Raw genomic sequence first — 13,344 nt, forward strand, 5'->3', positions numbered from 1 at the left:
CAAGGGCCAGACCGAAAGGACCAAAACCATGACCGACGCGAAGACCCGCATCGATGAAACCGTCAAAGCCAATGATGTTGTGCTTTATATGAAAGGCACCAAGGAAATGCCGCAGTGCGGGTTTTCCTCGCGCGTGGCGGGCGTGCTCAACTACATCGGCGTCGATTACACTGACGTCAACGTGCTTGCGGATGAGGACATCCGTCAGGGCATCAAGGAGTATTCCGACTGGCCGACCATCCCGCAACTCTACATCAAGGGCGAGTTTGTCGGCGGATGCGACATCATCACCGAGATGACCCTGTCTGGCGAACTCGACGGTATGTTTGAGCAAAACGGCATCAGCTTTGACAAGGATGCCGCAGACAAGATCCGCGAAGCCAACGCCTGACCTATTGCCCACGCAGAATAAAAAAGCCCGCTAACCTCTCGGTTTAGCGGGCTTTTTATCGTGTGCAGCGATCTTTCTTCAGATCAGACCTGCTCGGAAACTTCGTCTTCGCTGATCGGGTCGGAAGCAGGTGCGTCATCCGTCACGCCAGCATCCACCTCTTCCTCGTCGTCATCATCGTCGGGTGCGGCTTTCTCTTCGATTTCACCGGCCAGCGCCTCGGCGCGTGCTGCCAGCTCCGCCAATGTTTCGGCAACCTGCGGCGGCACCACGGGAACCTCAACCTGTTCGGCAGGCGGTGGCGGCGCATTGCGCAGCTCTTCAAGCTCGGCCTCACGCTCTGCGATGAGGGCGTCTTTTTCTGCGATCTTGGCTTCGACTTCCTTGATCCGGTCCTCGACCGCCGCGGTTTTATCCGCAAGCATGAGGCCAGCCATCAAGAGCATGCGCGCCTCGGGCATGCGCCCGATCTGGTCCGACAGCACCTGCGCCTCATCGTCGAGCATCCCTGCCGCCATCTCCAGAAAGCTCTGTTCGCCTTCCTGACAGGACACCACAAAATCGCGGCCTCCGATGTGAATTGTCACTTCCGGCATCAGGCTTCTTCTCCTTCTGGCAGATTGGGGGCAGTGGCAAGAAGCGGCTCAAGGCGTGCCAGCACCGCGTTGACCTCGGCCTGATCGGTGGCGCGCGCGGCTTTCAGCCCCTCCACCTCGGCTTCGAGGCCAGAGTTTATCAGCGCGGGGTCCGCGACCCCTTCGGCATTTGCCGCACGCAGGGCCGCATTGGATTGGCGCAGTTGATCGTTGCTGGCGCGCAGGGTCTGCAACTCCCCGTCCAATTCGCTCAGGCGCAGGTCCAGTTCTTCGCTGACACCCTCATCGGCCAGCTCGGCTGTGGCAGGCGCTGCCTCGGCAGCCTCAGCGCGGGCGCGTAGCTCTTCCACTTCGCGGCGCAGGGTTTCCAACTCGGCTGTATCACCGGCCTCAGTCCCGCCCTCCGCAGCAGGCTGCGCGGCAAGCTGAGCTTGCAATTGTTCATTCTGGGCCGTGGCTTCGCTCAGGTCATCCTCGAGCTTTTCACGCTCACTTGCGGCCTGATTGCGTGCGGCTTCCAGATCTTGTTTCAGACGGGTCACTTCGGCCTTGAGCGCCTCAGCCTCGACCGAATTTCCGGCCTCGTTGCGCAGCAGCTCAAGCTCGGCCTGCATGGCAATCAGATCGTTGGCACCGTCCACGGCGGCGACCTTCTTTTCCATGTCTTCCAGCCGACCATGCAGCAGTTTCAGCCGCTCTTCGAGCTGCGCATTGGCCATTTTCTCATCATCGAGATCCGCCAAGAGCTCCGCATGCTTTTGCATGTCCAACTCTTCCAGCGTCGGCACTGGCCTGTTGGCATGCTTTTGCTCCAACGCTGCGACGCCGCCATATATACGGTGCAGCGCGGTCTGGATGCGGCCCTGTAATTCTTCTAACTGCTCCATGCGTTCCTCTTCACCTCGTCTCCTCAGAACTGTGAACGGAGCCTGTTTCCGTCCAGCACGCCCTGAGCCGATCTTTCGCCGTTTCGCGATGCGTCCTGTTGGGTCATCGGTTCCGGCACACGGTAAACGGACACGAATCAACCCGGCAGCAATCAGCTTCGCTCAGCTTATCGTATGATGGGGTAAAACACCCCCCCATTGCTTTCAAGCACTTGCGCAGTCTAGTTACGGGCAGCTTCCTGCGAAACCCTGCAAAACAAGCCCGGAAAGCTTGATCTTTGCTTTAAGACTGCTATCCAGCGGCAAACCCCTGCGAACCCAAAGAGGAACAGTTCAGTGGATCTGACAGCCCTGCGCTCTGAAAACCCCGATCATTGGAACAAAGCCGCCGCTATCCGTGCTCTCACGCTGGATGCGGTTGCGGGTGCAAACTCCGGCCATTCCGGCATGCCGATTGGCATGGCTGATGTTGCGACCGTGCTGTTTGAAAAGCACATGAAATTCGACATCACTGCCCCCAAATGGGCCGACCGTGATCGCTTCATCCTGTCGGCGGGCCACGGCTCCATGCTGATCTATTCGCTTTTGTATCTCATGGGCGATGCGCAGGTAACGCTGGATCAGATCAAGAACTTCCGCCAGTCCGGCGCGCTCACGGCGGGCCACCCGGAAAACTTCCTTCTGGACGCAGTAGAAGTCACCACCGGCCCGCTGGGTCAGGGGATTTCCAATGCCGTGGGTTTTGCCATGGCCGAAGAAAGCCTGCGCGCCCACTACGGCAAAAAGGTCGTCGATCACTACACTTACGTGATCGCGGGTGATGGCTGCCTGATGGAGGGCATCAGCCAGGAGGCCATAGGCCTTGCCGGGCGGCACCAACTGGGCAAACTGGTGGTGTTCTGGGACAACAACAACATCACCATCGACGGCACCGTTGATCTGTCTGACCGCACCAATCAGGTACAGCGTTTCAAGGCGTCTGGTTGGCATGTGCAGGAAATCGACGGCCACAACCCGGCCGAGATCGACGCTGCCATTGAGGCCGCGAAGAAGACCAAGAAACCGTCGATGATCGCCTGCAAAACCCATATCGCTCTGGGTCACGCGGCGCAGGATACCTCTAAAGGGCACGGCGCCTTGACCGACGCCGATCAGCTGAAAGCTGCCAAAGACGCCTATGGCTGGACCGGTGGTGCCTATGATGTTCCCGCCGAGATCAAATCCCAGTGGGAAGAGATCGGCAAGCGCGGCGCAGCGGCGCGGGCCGAATGGGAAGGCCGTTTTGCGGAACTCTCATCGCAAAAACAGGACCGGTTCAACCGCGCCTTTGCGCTGGAGGCCCCGAAAAAGCTCTCCGCCACCATCAAGGCGCTGAAAAAACAGATTTCCGAGTCCCAGCCCAAGGTCGCCACCCGCAAGGCGTCGGAAATGGCGCTGGAAGTCATCAACCCGATCATGCCGGAAACCATTGGTGGCTCTGCGGACCTCACCGGTTCCAACAACACCAAGACCGGTGATCTGGGCGTGTTTGACACGGATAATCGCAAGGGCCGCTATGTCTACTGGGGCATCCGCGAGCATGGTATGGCGGCGGCGATGAACGGTATGGCGCTGCATGGTGGCATCCGCCCCTATGGCGGCACCTTCTTCTGCTTTACCGATTATGCGCGTCCGGCGATGCGTCTGGCCGCCCTGTCGAAGATCCCCACCGTGTTTGTCATGACCCATGACTCCATCGGTGTGGGCGAAGATGGCCCGACCCACCAGCCGGTCGAGCATCTGGCAATTTGCCGTGCGACCCCGAACACCTATACGTTCCGCCCGGCCGATGCGGTGGAAACCGCCGAAGCCTGGGAAATCGCGCTGACTTCAAAAGAGACCCCGTCGGTGATCGCCCTGACCCGACAGGGTCTGCCCACCGTGCGCACCGAGCACAAGCTGTCGAACCTCACCGAGAAAGGCGCCTATGTGCTGGCCGAGGCCGAAAGCAAGCGCCAGGTGATCCTGATGGCATCCGGGTCTGAGGTCTCCACCGCGATGGCCGCAAAAGACATCCTCGAAGGTCAGGGCATCGGCACCCGTGTTGTCTCTGTGCCGTGTATGGAACTGTTCCACGCACAGGACGAGAGCTACCGCCGCAAGGTTCTGCCCGCAGGTCCGGTGCGCGTGGCCATCGAGGCCGCCGTACGCGATGGCGGCTGGGATCGTTTGCTGCTGGGCGAACGTGGTCAGGAGAAAAAAGCGGGCTTCGTCGGCATGCAGGGCTTTGGCGCCTCTGCCCCGGCGGGCGAGCTGTTCGAGAAATTCGGCATCACCGCCGAGGGCACCGTTGCCAAGGTCAAAGAGCTGTTGGGCTAAATGGCACATGGGGTTTGGGGGCGCTGCCCCCGACCCTTTCGGGTCTCGCCCGGGATATTTTGAGTTAGAAGATGAAAGGGCGCTCCGAACTGGGGCGCCCTTTTATCGTTTTAGGATTGGTTTAATGCGCAGCTTTTGCGCCAAAGAGCGGTGCGATCAGCTTGGTGGCGATGGGGATCAGGATTAGCCCCACGACAAAACCCAAGATACCGTCAACCACCGCTTTGACCAGCCATTCCACCAGACCGTCGCCTTGGGCGATGCTCTTGGCGAAGGCGTAGATGGTCTCCTCGGGCCAGTACCATCCCATCTGCGCCACGGAATGCACAATGATCGAGCCCCCAACCCAGAGCATGGCGGCGGTGCCGACAATAGACAGGAGTTTCAGGAACCACGGCATGAAAGCCACAATACCACGGCCAAGCGCACGGGTGGCGCTGGTGCGCCCCACCTCTGTGAGCCAGAGGCCCACATCATCCATTTTTACGATGATGGCGACGACACCATAGACCACGATGGTGATCATGATGCCCACCACGGCCAGTGTGGCCGCCTGAATCCACAACACATCGCTCTCGATTGTGGACAGTGAAATTGTCATGATCTCGGCCGAGAGAATGAAATCGGTCTTGATCGCGCCCTTGACCTTTTGTTCCTCAAGCTGGGTTGGATCGCCCACAGCATGGCTGCCATCTGGCCCGCCGGACTGATCGTCATGGGGCATCAGCACATGCACGATCTTTTCGGCACCCTCAAAACACAGGTAACAACCACCGAGGATCAGCAAGGGCGGGATCAGCCAAGGCGCGAACTGCGACATCAAGAGTGCGACGGGCAGCAGGAACACCAGTTTGTTGATGAAGGAGCCGCGCGCGATGCGCCAGATCATCGGCAGCTCTCGTGCAGGCTGAAAACCGGTCACATATTTTGGCGTGACAGCGGCATCGTCGATCACGATCCCCGCCGCCTTGGATCCTGCCTTCATCGATTGCGTCGCCACATCATCCACCGAGGCGGCAGCGACTTTGGCAATTCCCGCTACATCGTCTAACAAGGCCAGAAGACCGCTCATAACTCACCTCTTTGCGCATTGGCATTCATTCACGCATGTGTAGCCTGCGGGTGGGGAATCATTCAAGCATGCGGCGGCGCAGCATCTGCACTGAGATGGCTACCCACAGTTACCGCAAACGCGCATGCGAGTGTTAACGCAACCATCAAGGTTTTGCGCTAACAGTCTGTGTTTACTCTAATTTCTTCTTTTTCCCGAGGTTAATGCCCGCTATAGGCTGCCCCTAAGACAGCCTTTTCGTGGAGACGACAGAGATGACCATCAAAGTTGGAATCAACGGCTTCGGACGTATCGGCCGCTGCACCCTCGCCCATATCGCCGGCAGCTTTCGCAACGATATTGAGGTGATCAAGGTCAATGCCACCGGCCCGATCGAGACCGCCGCGCATCTCATCAAATATGACAGCGTACATGGCCGCTTTCCCGGTCAGGTCGATTTCAGCGAAGGGCGCCTGAACCTCGGTCGTGGCGACATGCAGGTTTATTCCACCTACGACATGGACACGCTGGACTGGGAAGGCTGCGACGTGGTGCTGGAATGCACCGGCAAGTTCAACGACGGTCTAAAGGCGAAAAAGCACCTGGAGCGCGGCGCTGGCAAGGTGCTGCTGTCCGCACCGGGCAAAAACGTCGACCGCACGGTGGTTTACGGCGTCAATGACGAGGATCTGCTGGCCACCGACAAGATGGTCTCCAACGGGTCCTGCACCACCAACTGCCTCGCACCGCTGGCCAAAGTGCTGGATGAGGCTTTTGGCATCGAACATGGCATCATGACAACCATCCACGCCTATACCGGCGACCAGCCGACGCTGGATCGGCGTCACGATGATCTCTATCGCGCCCGCGCTGCCGCGATGTCGATGATCCCGACCTCCACCGGTGCCGCCAAGGCCCTGGGCGAAGTGCTGCCCAACCTCAAGGGCCGTCTGGATGGCTCCGCGATCCGCGTGCCCACACCGAATGTCTCTGCCGTGGATCTCACCTTCCGCGCCGGTCGCGACGTGAGCGCCGAAGAGGTGAACGCTGCGGTGGAAGAGGCCTCCAAGGGGCACATGTCGCGCGTTCTGGGCTATGAGCCCGCGCCGCTGGTGTCGACCGATTTCAACCACACCGAAGAAAGCTCGATTTTTGCGCCCGATCAGACCCGCGTCGTTGACGGTCGCATGGTGCGGGTGCTGGCGTGGTACGACAACGAGTGGGGCTTCTCCGTGCGGATGGCTGATGTTGCCACCGCCATGGGCCGTCTGAACTAACCCCTCTTCCTTGTGAGGCTTGAGATTTTGCGCCCGGTCAGGCATAGCTGACCGGGCGTGTTTTATCGAGCAGTTCCCATGACCAATACCATTGCCGTCGCCTTTGGCTTGTTTCTGCTCACCGCATTGGCGGTGGATGTGCTCTTTTTTGGCACCGGGCATGTGCTGTTTCTTAGCAAGAAACTGTTTGAACTGATCGAATGGCTGGCCTTCTGGCGCTAAAGCCGCAAACAAATAACCCGGCACCGCTTTGCAGGCCGGGTTTATTTATTTTCAGAACTTTGCGTGATGTCAGCGACCGCCCAGTCGTTCCATCAGCCTGTCGCGCACCAGCGGGGTGACAAATTTGCTGACGTCGCCATCCAGACGCGCAATCTCTTTCACCAGTTTGCTCGCAATGGCCTGATGCCGTGCTTCAGCCATCAGGAACACCGTCTCAATACTGTCATCCAAGGCGCGGTTCATACCGACCATCTGGAATTCATACTCAAAATCCGCCACCGCGCGCAACCCGCGCACGATCACCTGCGCGCCCACATCGCGGGCACAGTCAATCAGCAGGTTCTCGAACGGATGGGCGATAATCTCGGTGCCGGTTTGCTCGGTGAGCTTGGCACATTCCGCCTCGATCATGGCGACGCGTTCTTCGAGATCGAACAACGGCCCCTTGTCGCGGTTGATCGCCACGCCGATCACCAGCCGGTCCACCAGCATGGCCGCCCGGCGGATGATATCGATATGACCCAGCGTGATTGGGTCAAAGGTTCCGGGATACAAGCCAATGCGCATGGGCCCCTCCTGCCTGCGTCACATTTTTGGGCACGCAATCATGTTGCGCCGCGCAATGCAAGTGCGTGAGAATACTGAATCTTCAATGATCACACATTCGCCGCAGCGCAACGCCCCAGACCCGCAGGTCAGTGACCCATAATCATGCCTTCGAGCGCAGTTTTCTCCATCGCCACCTCGTTGAGCTGCGCTTTGACCACATCGCCCAATGAGATGATCCCGACCAGCGCCCCGTCCTCGACAACAGGCATGTGACGAAACCGGCCTTCGGTCATCGTGGCCAAGGCCTCTTCTGCGACGCTGTCTTGGGTGCAGGTCACCACGTCACGGGTCATATAGTCTTCGACCTTGTGACCGAGACAGACCGAGCCAACCTTGGCCAGTTTGCGGACGATGTCCCGTTCCGACAGAATACCCAGCGGTGTTGAGTTATCCGCTGAAACCACAACCGTACCGATGCCATGCTCCGACAGAAGTTGCGCCGCCGCCTCCATTGTGGCGTCAGGTCTGATCGTGACAACCTCGGAGATTTCCTTGGACTTCAGAATCGACTTTACGAGCATTTTGCGCACCCTTGAAATTTTCTTTCACTCCCTCAAGGTTTGCCGCAAGATCGCATCAAGTCAAGCTCTCCAATCTTTCAACCTCCGCGCGAATGCCAGATGACAGCGCTTCCGCAAAGCGGTTGAGCCGGTCGCTGCGCTGATCGCCCTGGTGACGCACGAGGTAAAAACTGCGCGTGAGGCTGAATTCATCCTTCAAAACCTTACGCAAGGAGCGGTGGCTGGGCAGGGAAAAATCATGTACCACGCCGACAGCACTCCCCTCGGCCAGCATCTTGATCTGCACCGAAACGGAGTTCGACGCCAGCGAGACCCGCTCCACCCCAAGGTCATTGAGGTAATCCAACTCGCGATCAAAGATCATATCGGGGATGTAGCCGATCATCCGGTGATCCCGCAGATGTTCCAGTTTTTCAATCGGATGGTGGTCGCGCAGATAGTAGCGCGATGCGGCCAGATGCAGATGATAGTCGGTGATCTTCTGCACCAACAGCTTGCCGGCGGTGGGAGCGCTGACGGTCACTGCCATATCGGCCTCGCGCCGTGACAGGTTGATGACCCGTGGCAGGGCCACCACCTGAATGTCCAGATCCGGGTTGTCTTTGGAGATCGCCGCACAGACCTGCGGCAGGATGTAATTTGCGCAACCATCCGGCGCGCCGATACGGATCTGTCCTGATAATGTATCGCTGGGACCGGTGAGCGCCTCTTCGCCTGCGCGCATCGCAAGCTCTGCCGCTTCGGCATGACCCAAAAGCCTGTCTCCGGCGGCGCTCAACGCATAGCCCTGCGGCGATTTTACAAACAGCGATGTTTTCAGGGCCGCCTCGAAACGCGCCACCCGGCGGCCTACCGTGGCCGGGTCCATCTTCAGGACCCGCCCCGCACCAGAGAGGCTGCTCTCTCGCGCAACCGCCAAAAACACCTTCATATCGTCCCATTGGGGTTCCATCTGACGGGATCCTCCAGTCTTTTGCGCATTCTGCTCTGGGTAAACCTACATTAACCATTTGCGTTAATGCAAAACCTATTTGAAGCCTTTCCTCTTTTACGTTCGTTTTTGCAATCCTAGGATACGCGGGACTCGAGATCAGAGGAGGACTGCACATGCAGGAACTGACCCACTACGTGAATGGCGAGAAAGTTGCCGGAACCTCCGGCCGTTTTGCTGATGTTCTGAACCCCGCCACCGGTGAAGTGCAGGCCAAGGTGCCGCTCGCAACCAAAGCCGAAATGGACGCGGTGATCGCCAAAGCTGCCGAGGCACAGGTCGGCTGGGCCGCCACCAACCCTCAAAAACGCGCCCGCGTGATGATGAAGTTCGGCCAGCTCATCAACGAACACATGGACACGCTCGCAGAACTGGTTGCCCGTGAACACGGCAAGACCCTGCCCGACGCACGCGGCGATGTGCAGCGTGGCCTTGAGGTGGTTGAGGTCTGCATGGGCACGCCGAGCCTCCTGAAAGGGGAATTCACCGACAGCGGCGGACCGGGCATCGACCTTTATTCCATGCGTCAGCCTCTGGGTGTGGTTGCGGGCATCACGCCGTTCAACTTCCCGGCAATGATCCCGCTGTGGAAAATGGCCCCTGCCCTGTCTTGCGGCAACGCCATGATCCTGAAACCCTCCGAGCGCGTGCCCTCCACCTCGCTGTATCTGGCGGAGCTTCTGAAAGAAGCCGGTCTGCCCGATGGTGTGCTGCAGGTTGTGAACGGCGACAAAGAAGCTGTTGACGCGATCCTCGACAATGAGACCATTCAGGCCGTCGGCTTTGTGGGCTCCACCCCGATCGCACAGTATATCTATGGCCGCGCCGCAACCAACGGCAAGCGCGCGCAGTGCTTTGGCGGTGCCAAGAACCACATGCTGATCATGCCCGACGCGGATCTCGACAAGGCTGCGGACGCTCTGGTCGGTGCCGGGTTTGGCGCAGCAGGCGAACGCTGCATGGCGATCTCCGTTGCGGTTCCGGTCGGCAAAGAAACCGCCGATGGCCTTATCGAGCGTCTGCTGCCCCGCATCGAGAAGCTCAAGGTCGGCCCCTACACCGCCGGTGAGGACATCGACTACGGTCCCGTGATCACCGCGCAGGCAAAAGCCCGCATCGAAGGTCTGATCGACAGCGGTGTCGAGCAAGGCGCAAAGCTGCTGACCGATGGCCGTGGCCTGACGCTTCAGGGCTATGAGAACGGTTACTTCGTTGGCCCGACCCTGTTTGACAACGTCACCGCCGAGATGGACATCTACAAAGAAGAAGTCTTTGGACCGGTTCTGTCGACTGTTCGCATGGACAACTACGAGGACGCGCTGAACCTCGTGAAGGACAACGCCTACGGCAACGGCACCGCGATCTACACCGCAGATGGTGACACCGCGCGTGACTTTGCCAACCGCGTCAACGTGGGCATGGTCGGCATCAACTTCCCGATCCCGGTGCCGCTCAGCTACCACACCTTCGGCGGCTGGAAGAAATCGGCCTTTGGTGACCTGAACCAGTATGGCCCCGATGCCTTCCGGTTCTACACCCGCACCAAGACCGTCACCCAGCGCTGGTTCTCCGGCATCAAAGAAGGCGGCGAGTTCAACTTCAAAGCCATGGACTAATCACCACTCACGGATTTAGTTCAGGCCGCCCGGCATCGTCGGGCGGCCTTTCTCGTTTTGTCCCTCGGCTGATTTTTGCCAGTTTCGCTGCTCTCGCGCGGCTCACGCAAATGTCACCCGAGGTCTGGCGGCAGGCCACTGGCGTTGGCACGCCCGCTCTCATATGGTCTCGCAAAGAGATCGAGCAATTAAACCGAATGAGGATGGGCCAATGTCCGACTTCACCAAATCCCGTTTTACCCTTTCACGACGCGCATTGATGACAGGCGCCGCAGCGACGCTGGCAACCCCGAGCTTGCTGCGCGCGCAGTCCACCGACGCGTTTCCCACCACCGTCGAGGCGATTCACGACCAAGTTCCCGTGAAGCGGAACGTGTCCTCTTTCCAGCAACAGCGCTGGCAGGATCACTTTGAAACGCTGGGCGTTGGCTGTCTGCTGGCGGATATCGAAAGCCGCGCATTACATTATTGGGGGGGCGATGGCGAAACTTATGTGCTGTTCCCGTCCTCAGTGCCGATGAGCGAAGAGCTGACCCGTCGCGGCTATTCCAAAATCGTGCGCAAGCGGGAAAACCCCAGTTGGACGCCCACCGCCAATATGCGCGAGCGCGATCCCACACTGCCGCAGCGCATCGAAGGGGGTGTGCCTAACAACCCGCTTGGAACCCGCGCGCTTTATCTGGATTGGCCCGCCTACCTTGTGCATGGCACGCATGACACCCGCAAAATCGGCCGTCAAAGCTCCTCCGGATGCATCGGACTTTATAACCAACACGTCGAGAAGCTTTATCCGATGGTGAAAATCGGCACGCAGGTTCGCCTGCTCTGAGCGAGCGTGTTGCTGAAGCGACTGACAGCCGCGCCTCTTTATGAGACGCGGCTTTTTTATTGACAACAGCGCCTGAACTCAGGCTGCCGAAATCCCCATGCTACGCGGTGCATTGCCATCCAGATAGTTCTGGAACGCCCGCTCCATCAGCCTTTCAAAGTCGCGGGTATAGCCTTGGGTATCAAACAGAGGTGAGTTGGTGTGAGACGCGGCCAGACGCATGCGGATATCTGCCAGATAGTCCGGATCCTGCGCGATCCGCAGCGCCACATCATGATATTTTTTCTCGGTCGTAGTCACCAGATCCTCTAGCCCGGCAGCTGTCAGAATGCTGCCTGCAACCCGCGCCGCAAATTGCTCACCGGTTTTGGTGACCAGCGGCAGGCCCGCCCAAAGCGCATCGCTTGCGGTGGTGTGGGCGTTGACGTTGAAGGTATCCAGAAACAGATCCGCATGTTTCAGACGTGCAAGGTGATACTCTGGCTGCATCCGTCCGGTCGGAATGATCCGCGCACCATCAACGCCGCGCGCCTCTGCCTCCTTGCGCAGCCTGTCGATGATATCCGCATTGGAGACATAGTACCAAAGCACGCTGTCCGGCACCTCCTTGAGGAGGTTCATCCAGATGTCGAACTCGCGCGGGGTCACCTTATAGGGGTTATTGAAGGTGGAGAACACAAAGCTCTCTTCCGGCAGGTCATGGCTCTCGCGGCTGTCATCCATCTGCGCGATGTAGCGGCTCTCATCGTTGGGCTGATAACAGTTCGGCATATAAAGGATGTTTTCGGTGTAATGCTTGCGCAGATGGGACGGGATCGTGATCCGGTCCGCCACCATATAGTCCATTGATTTCAGGCCCGAGGTGCCGGGATAGCCCAGATAGGCCACCTGCACCGGCGCCACGCGACTGTTGAACATGTCAAGCCGCCCGCCCTCGGTGAAACCTTTCAGATCAACCGCGATATCCAGACCGTCACGGGTCGCCAGATCCACAATCTGCGCTGTGGTCATATGGCGAATATCATGGAACACGTCTGCGCTCTGACGGGCGCGGTGGTGTTCGTGGTCGCGCATTTTGGAGCCGTAGTCATAAAGATACAGCTCAAACCTGTCGCGGTCGTGGTTCTCCAACAAACCACCCATCAGATGCATGGTCGCGTGGTTGTAATAGTCGTTGGAAAAATACCCAATCCGCAGTTTCTTCCCTGCAGGGCGACCACCAGTATAAATCGGCGCTTTGACCGGATTGGTCAGCTTTGCCCGCACCTGAGAGAGGGAGCGCTGTTTCTGGAATTCCCCGTCATCGCACAGGGACAGGAATGCAAAGGGGTCCGACAGAACGCGCGTATTATTGAATTGCTTGAGGTAGGTCGGGATCTTTTCAAACCCGTCCCAGCGCGCGCGATGCGCCTTGATGTGCATCATGCGAGAAAGCGCGATGTAGTTTTTAGGGTCAAACTTCACCGCGATTTCAAAATAATCGATCGCTTCCTCGAATTTCTGCAACCGCATCAAGAGCGTTCCGATCAAGGCGTAATGGCCGCCAAATGTCGGCTCCAGCTTGACCGCTTGCATCAGGCACGACAGCGCGTCCATCAGCCGGGCACTGTCCTTCATCAGAACCTCGCCCAATAGCGCATGCATGCTGGCGTCTTTAGGCTCCAGCGAGATGGCCTGCCGCAGTACCGTTTCTGCCTGCTTGTTCTCATGCTTCAGGATCAGCGCCCGCGCCTTTTTCAGGAGTTTTTGCGCGGTGTCCTTTGGTTTTTCGTCCTTTGCGCGATTGTTGCGCAGCCCGTGCTTCATCTCATAGGCGAATTTCGCGCGCTCCTGCGACTTGATGGACTCGGCAAATTTTTCGAACTCTGGAAACTGCGGTTTTGCATTCTGCATCACGGCGAGTTTGCTGGTTTGATTGGGCTGCGACACGAGGATCACGCTCCTTCTCAGACTGTGAATTTGCACCTGCTCCCTGCTGAAACAGTAGTGCGTTTGG

At 58.6% G+C, this 13,344-nt stretch carries 12 protein-coding genes and 1 pseudogene; 6 read left to right on the plus strand and 7 right to left on the minus strand.

All coding sequences use genetic code 11. From position 1 onward, the window contains the following. Positions 1 to 28 precede the first annotated feature (28 nt). A complete protein-coding gene (grxD, locus tag UB90_RS14800) occupies positions 29 to 391 on the plus strand; it encodes a Grx4 family monothiol glutaredoxin (RefSeq protein WP_065321698.1) in 363 nt (120 codons plus the stop codon). Between the two features lie 185 nt (positions 392 to 576). Here the strand turns inward: grxD and UB90_RS14805 are convergent. Together UB90_RS14805 and UB90_RS14810 are read right to left on the minus strand one after the other, a co-directional pair. Beyond that, positions 577 to 987, minus strand: a pseudogene (locus tag UB90_RS14805) (cell division protein ZapA); the annotation flags it as partial. Beyond that, positions 987 to 1,874, minus strand: coding sequence for a coiled-coil domain-containing protein (locus UB90_RS14810; RefSeq protein WP_065323976.1), 888 nt, complete (start codon positions 1,872 to 1,874; stop codon positions 987 to 989). The gene UB90_RS14810 and the pseudogene UB90_RS14805, both read right to left, overlap by 1 nt. 336 nt (positions 1,875 to 2,210) lie before the next feature. Between UB90_RS14810 and tkt the strand changes: the two genes are divergently transcribed. Continuing rightward, positions 2,211 to 4,232 carry a transketolase gene (gene tkt / locus UB90_RS14815; RefSeq protein ID WP_065323975.1) on the plus strand — a complete coding sequence of 674 codons (2,022 nt, stop codon included), beginning with the start codon at positions 2,211 to 2,213 and terminating at the stop codon, positions 4,230 to 4,232. A 121-nt stretch (positions 4,233 to 4,353) separates the two neighbouring features. On the opposite strand, the gene UB90_RS14820 is transcribed toward tkt, so the two are convergent. Then, positions 4,354 to 5,304, minus strand: a complete 951-nt coding sequence (locus tag UB90_RS14820; RefSeq protein ID WP_065323974.1) for a DUF808 domain-containing protein — start codon at positions 5,302 to 5,304, stop codon at positions 4,354 to 4,356. A gap of 254 nt (positions 5,305 to 5,558) precedes the next feature. Here UB90_RS14820 and gap point away from each other — a divergent pair, with 254 nt between their 5' ends. Both gap and UB90_RS22940 read left to right on the plus strand, forming a co-directional pair. Next, entirely contained in the window at positions 5,559 to 6,560 is a 1,002-nt protein-coding gene (gene gap / locus UB90_RS14825; RefSeq protein WP_065323973.1) for a type I glyceraldehyde-3-phosphate dehydrogenase, read from the plus strand. 78 nt (positions 6,561 to 6,638) lie between these two features. Beyond that, a complete protein-coding gene (locus tag UB90_RS22940; RefSeq protein ID WP_165610553.1) occupies positions 6,639 to 6,782 on the plus strand; it encodes a hypothetical protein in 144 nt (47 codons plus the stop codon). Between the two features lie 69 nt (positions 6,783 to 6,851). On the opposite strand, the gene coaD is transcribed toward UB90_RS22940, so the two are convergent. The 3 genes from coaD to UB90_RS14840 all read right to left on the minus strand — a co-directional run bounded on the left by coaD (position 6,852) and on the right by UB90_RS14840 (position 8,864). After that, a complete protein-coding gene (coaD, locus tag UB90_RS14830; RefSeq protein WP_005635360.1) occupies positions 6,852 to 7,349 on the minus strand; it encodes a pantetheine-phosphate adenylyltransferase in 498 nt (165 codons plus the stop codon). Between the two features lie 128 nt (positions 7,350 to 7,477). Next, the gene (locus UB90_RS14835) at positions 7,478 to 7,912 is read right to left on the minus strand and encodes a CBS domain-containing protein (protein WP_009178988.1); all 435 of its coding nucleotides are present in this window, start codon (positions 7,910 to 7,912) and stop codon (positions 7,478 to 7,480) included. A 55-nt stretch (positions 7,913 to 7,967) separates the two neighbouring features. Continuing rightward, positions 7,968 to 8,864 (minus strand): LysR family transcriptional regulator, encoded by an 897-nt coding sequence (locus UB90_RS14840; protein ID WP_065323972.1) that lies wholly within the window; start codon positions 8,862 to 8,864, stop codon positions 7,968 to 7,970. A 155-nt stretch (positions 8,865 to 9,019) separates the two neighbouring features. On the opposite strand from UB90_RS14840, the gene UB90_RS14845 reads away from it, so the two are divergent. Both UB90_RS14845 and UB90_RS14850 read left to right on the plus strand, forming a co-directional pair. Further along, a complete protein-coding gene (locus tag UB90_RS14845; protein WP_005635352.1) occupies positions 9,020 to 10,519 on the plus strand; it encodes a CoA-acylating methylmalonate-semialdehyde dehydrogenase in 1,500 nt (499 codons plus the stop codon). A 211-nt stretch (positions 10,520 to 10,730) separates the two neighbouring features. Further along, entirely contained in the window at positions 10,731 to 11,348 is a 618-nt protein-coding gene (locus tag UB90_RS14850) for a L,D-transpeptidase (protein WP_065323971.1), read from the plus strand. A gap of 78 nt (positions 11,349 to 11,426) precedes the next feature. On the opposite strand, the gene UB90_RS14855 is transcribed toward UB90_RS14850, so the two are convergent. Continuing rightward, complete coding sequence (locus UB90_RS14855; RefSeq protein ID WP_065324105.1) at positions 11,427 to 13,277, minus strand: O-linked N-acetylglucosamine transferase, SPINDLY family protein; 1,851 nt, start codon at positions 13,275 to 13,277, stop codon at positions 11,427 to 11,429. Positions 13,278 to 13,344 lie beyond the last annotated feature (67 nt).

The sequence above is a fragment of the Tritonibacter mobilis genome (assembly GCF_001681715.1).
In the GTDB taxonomy this organism is placed as follows: domain Bacteria; phylum Pseudomonadota; class Alphaproteobacteria; order Rhodobacterales; family Rhodobacteraceae; genus Epibacterium; species Epibacterium mobile.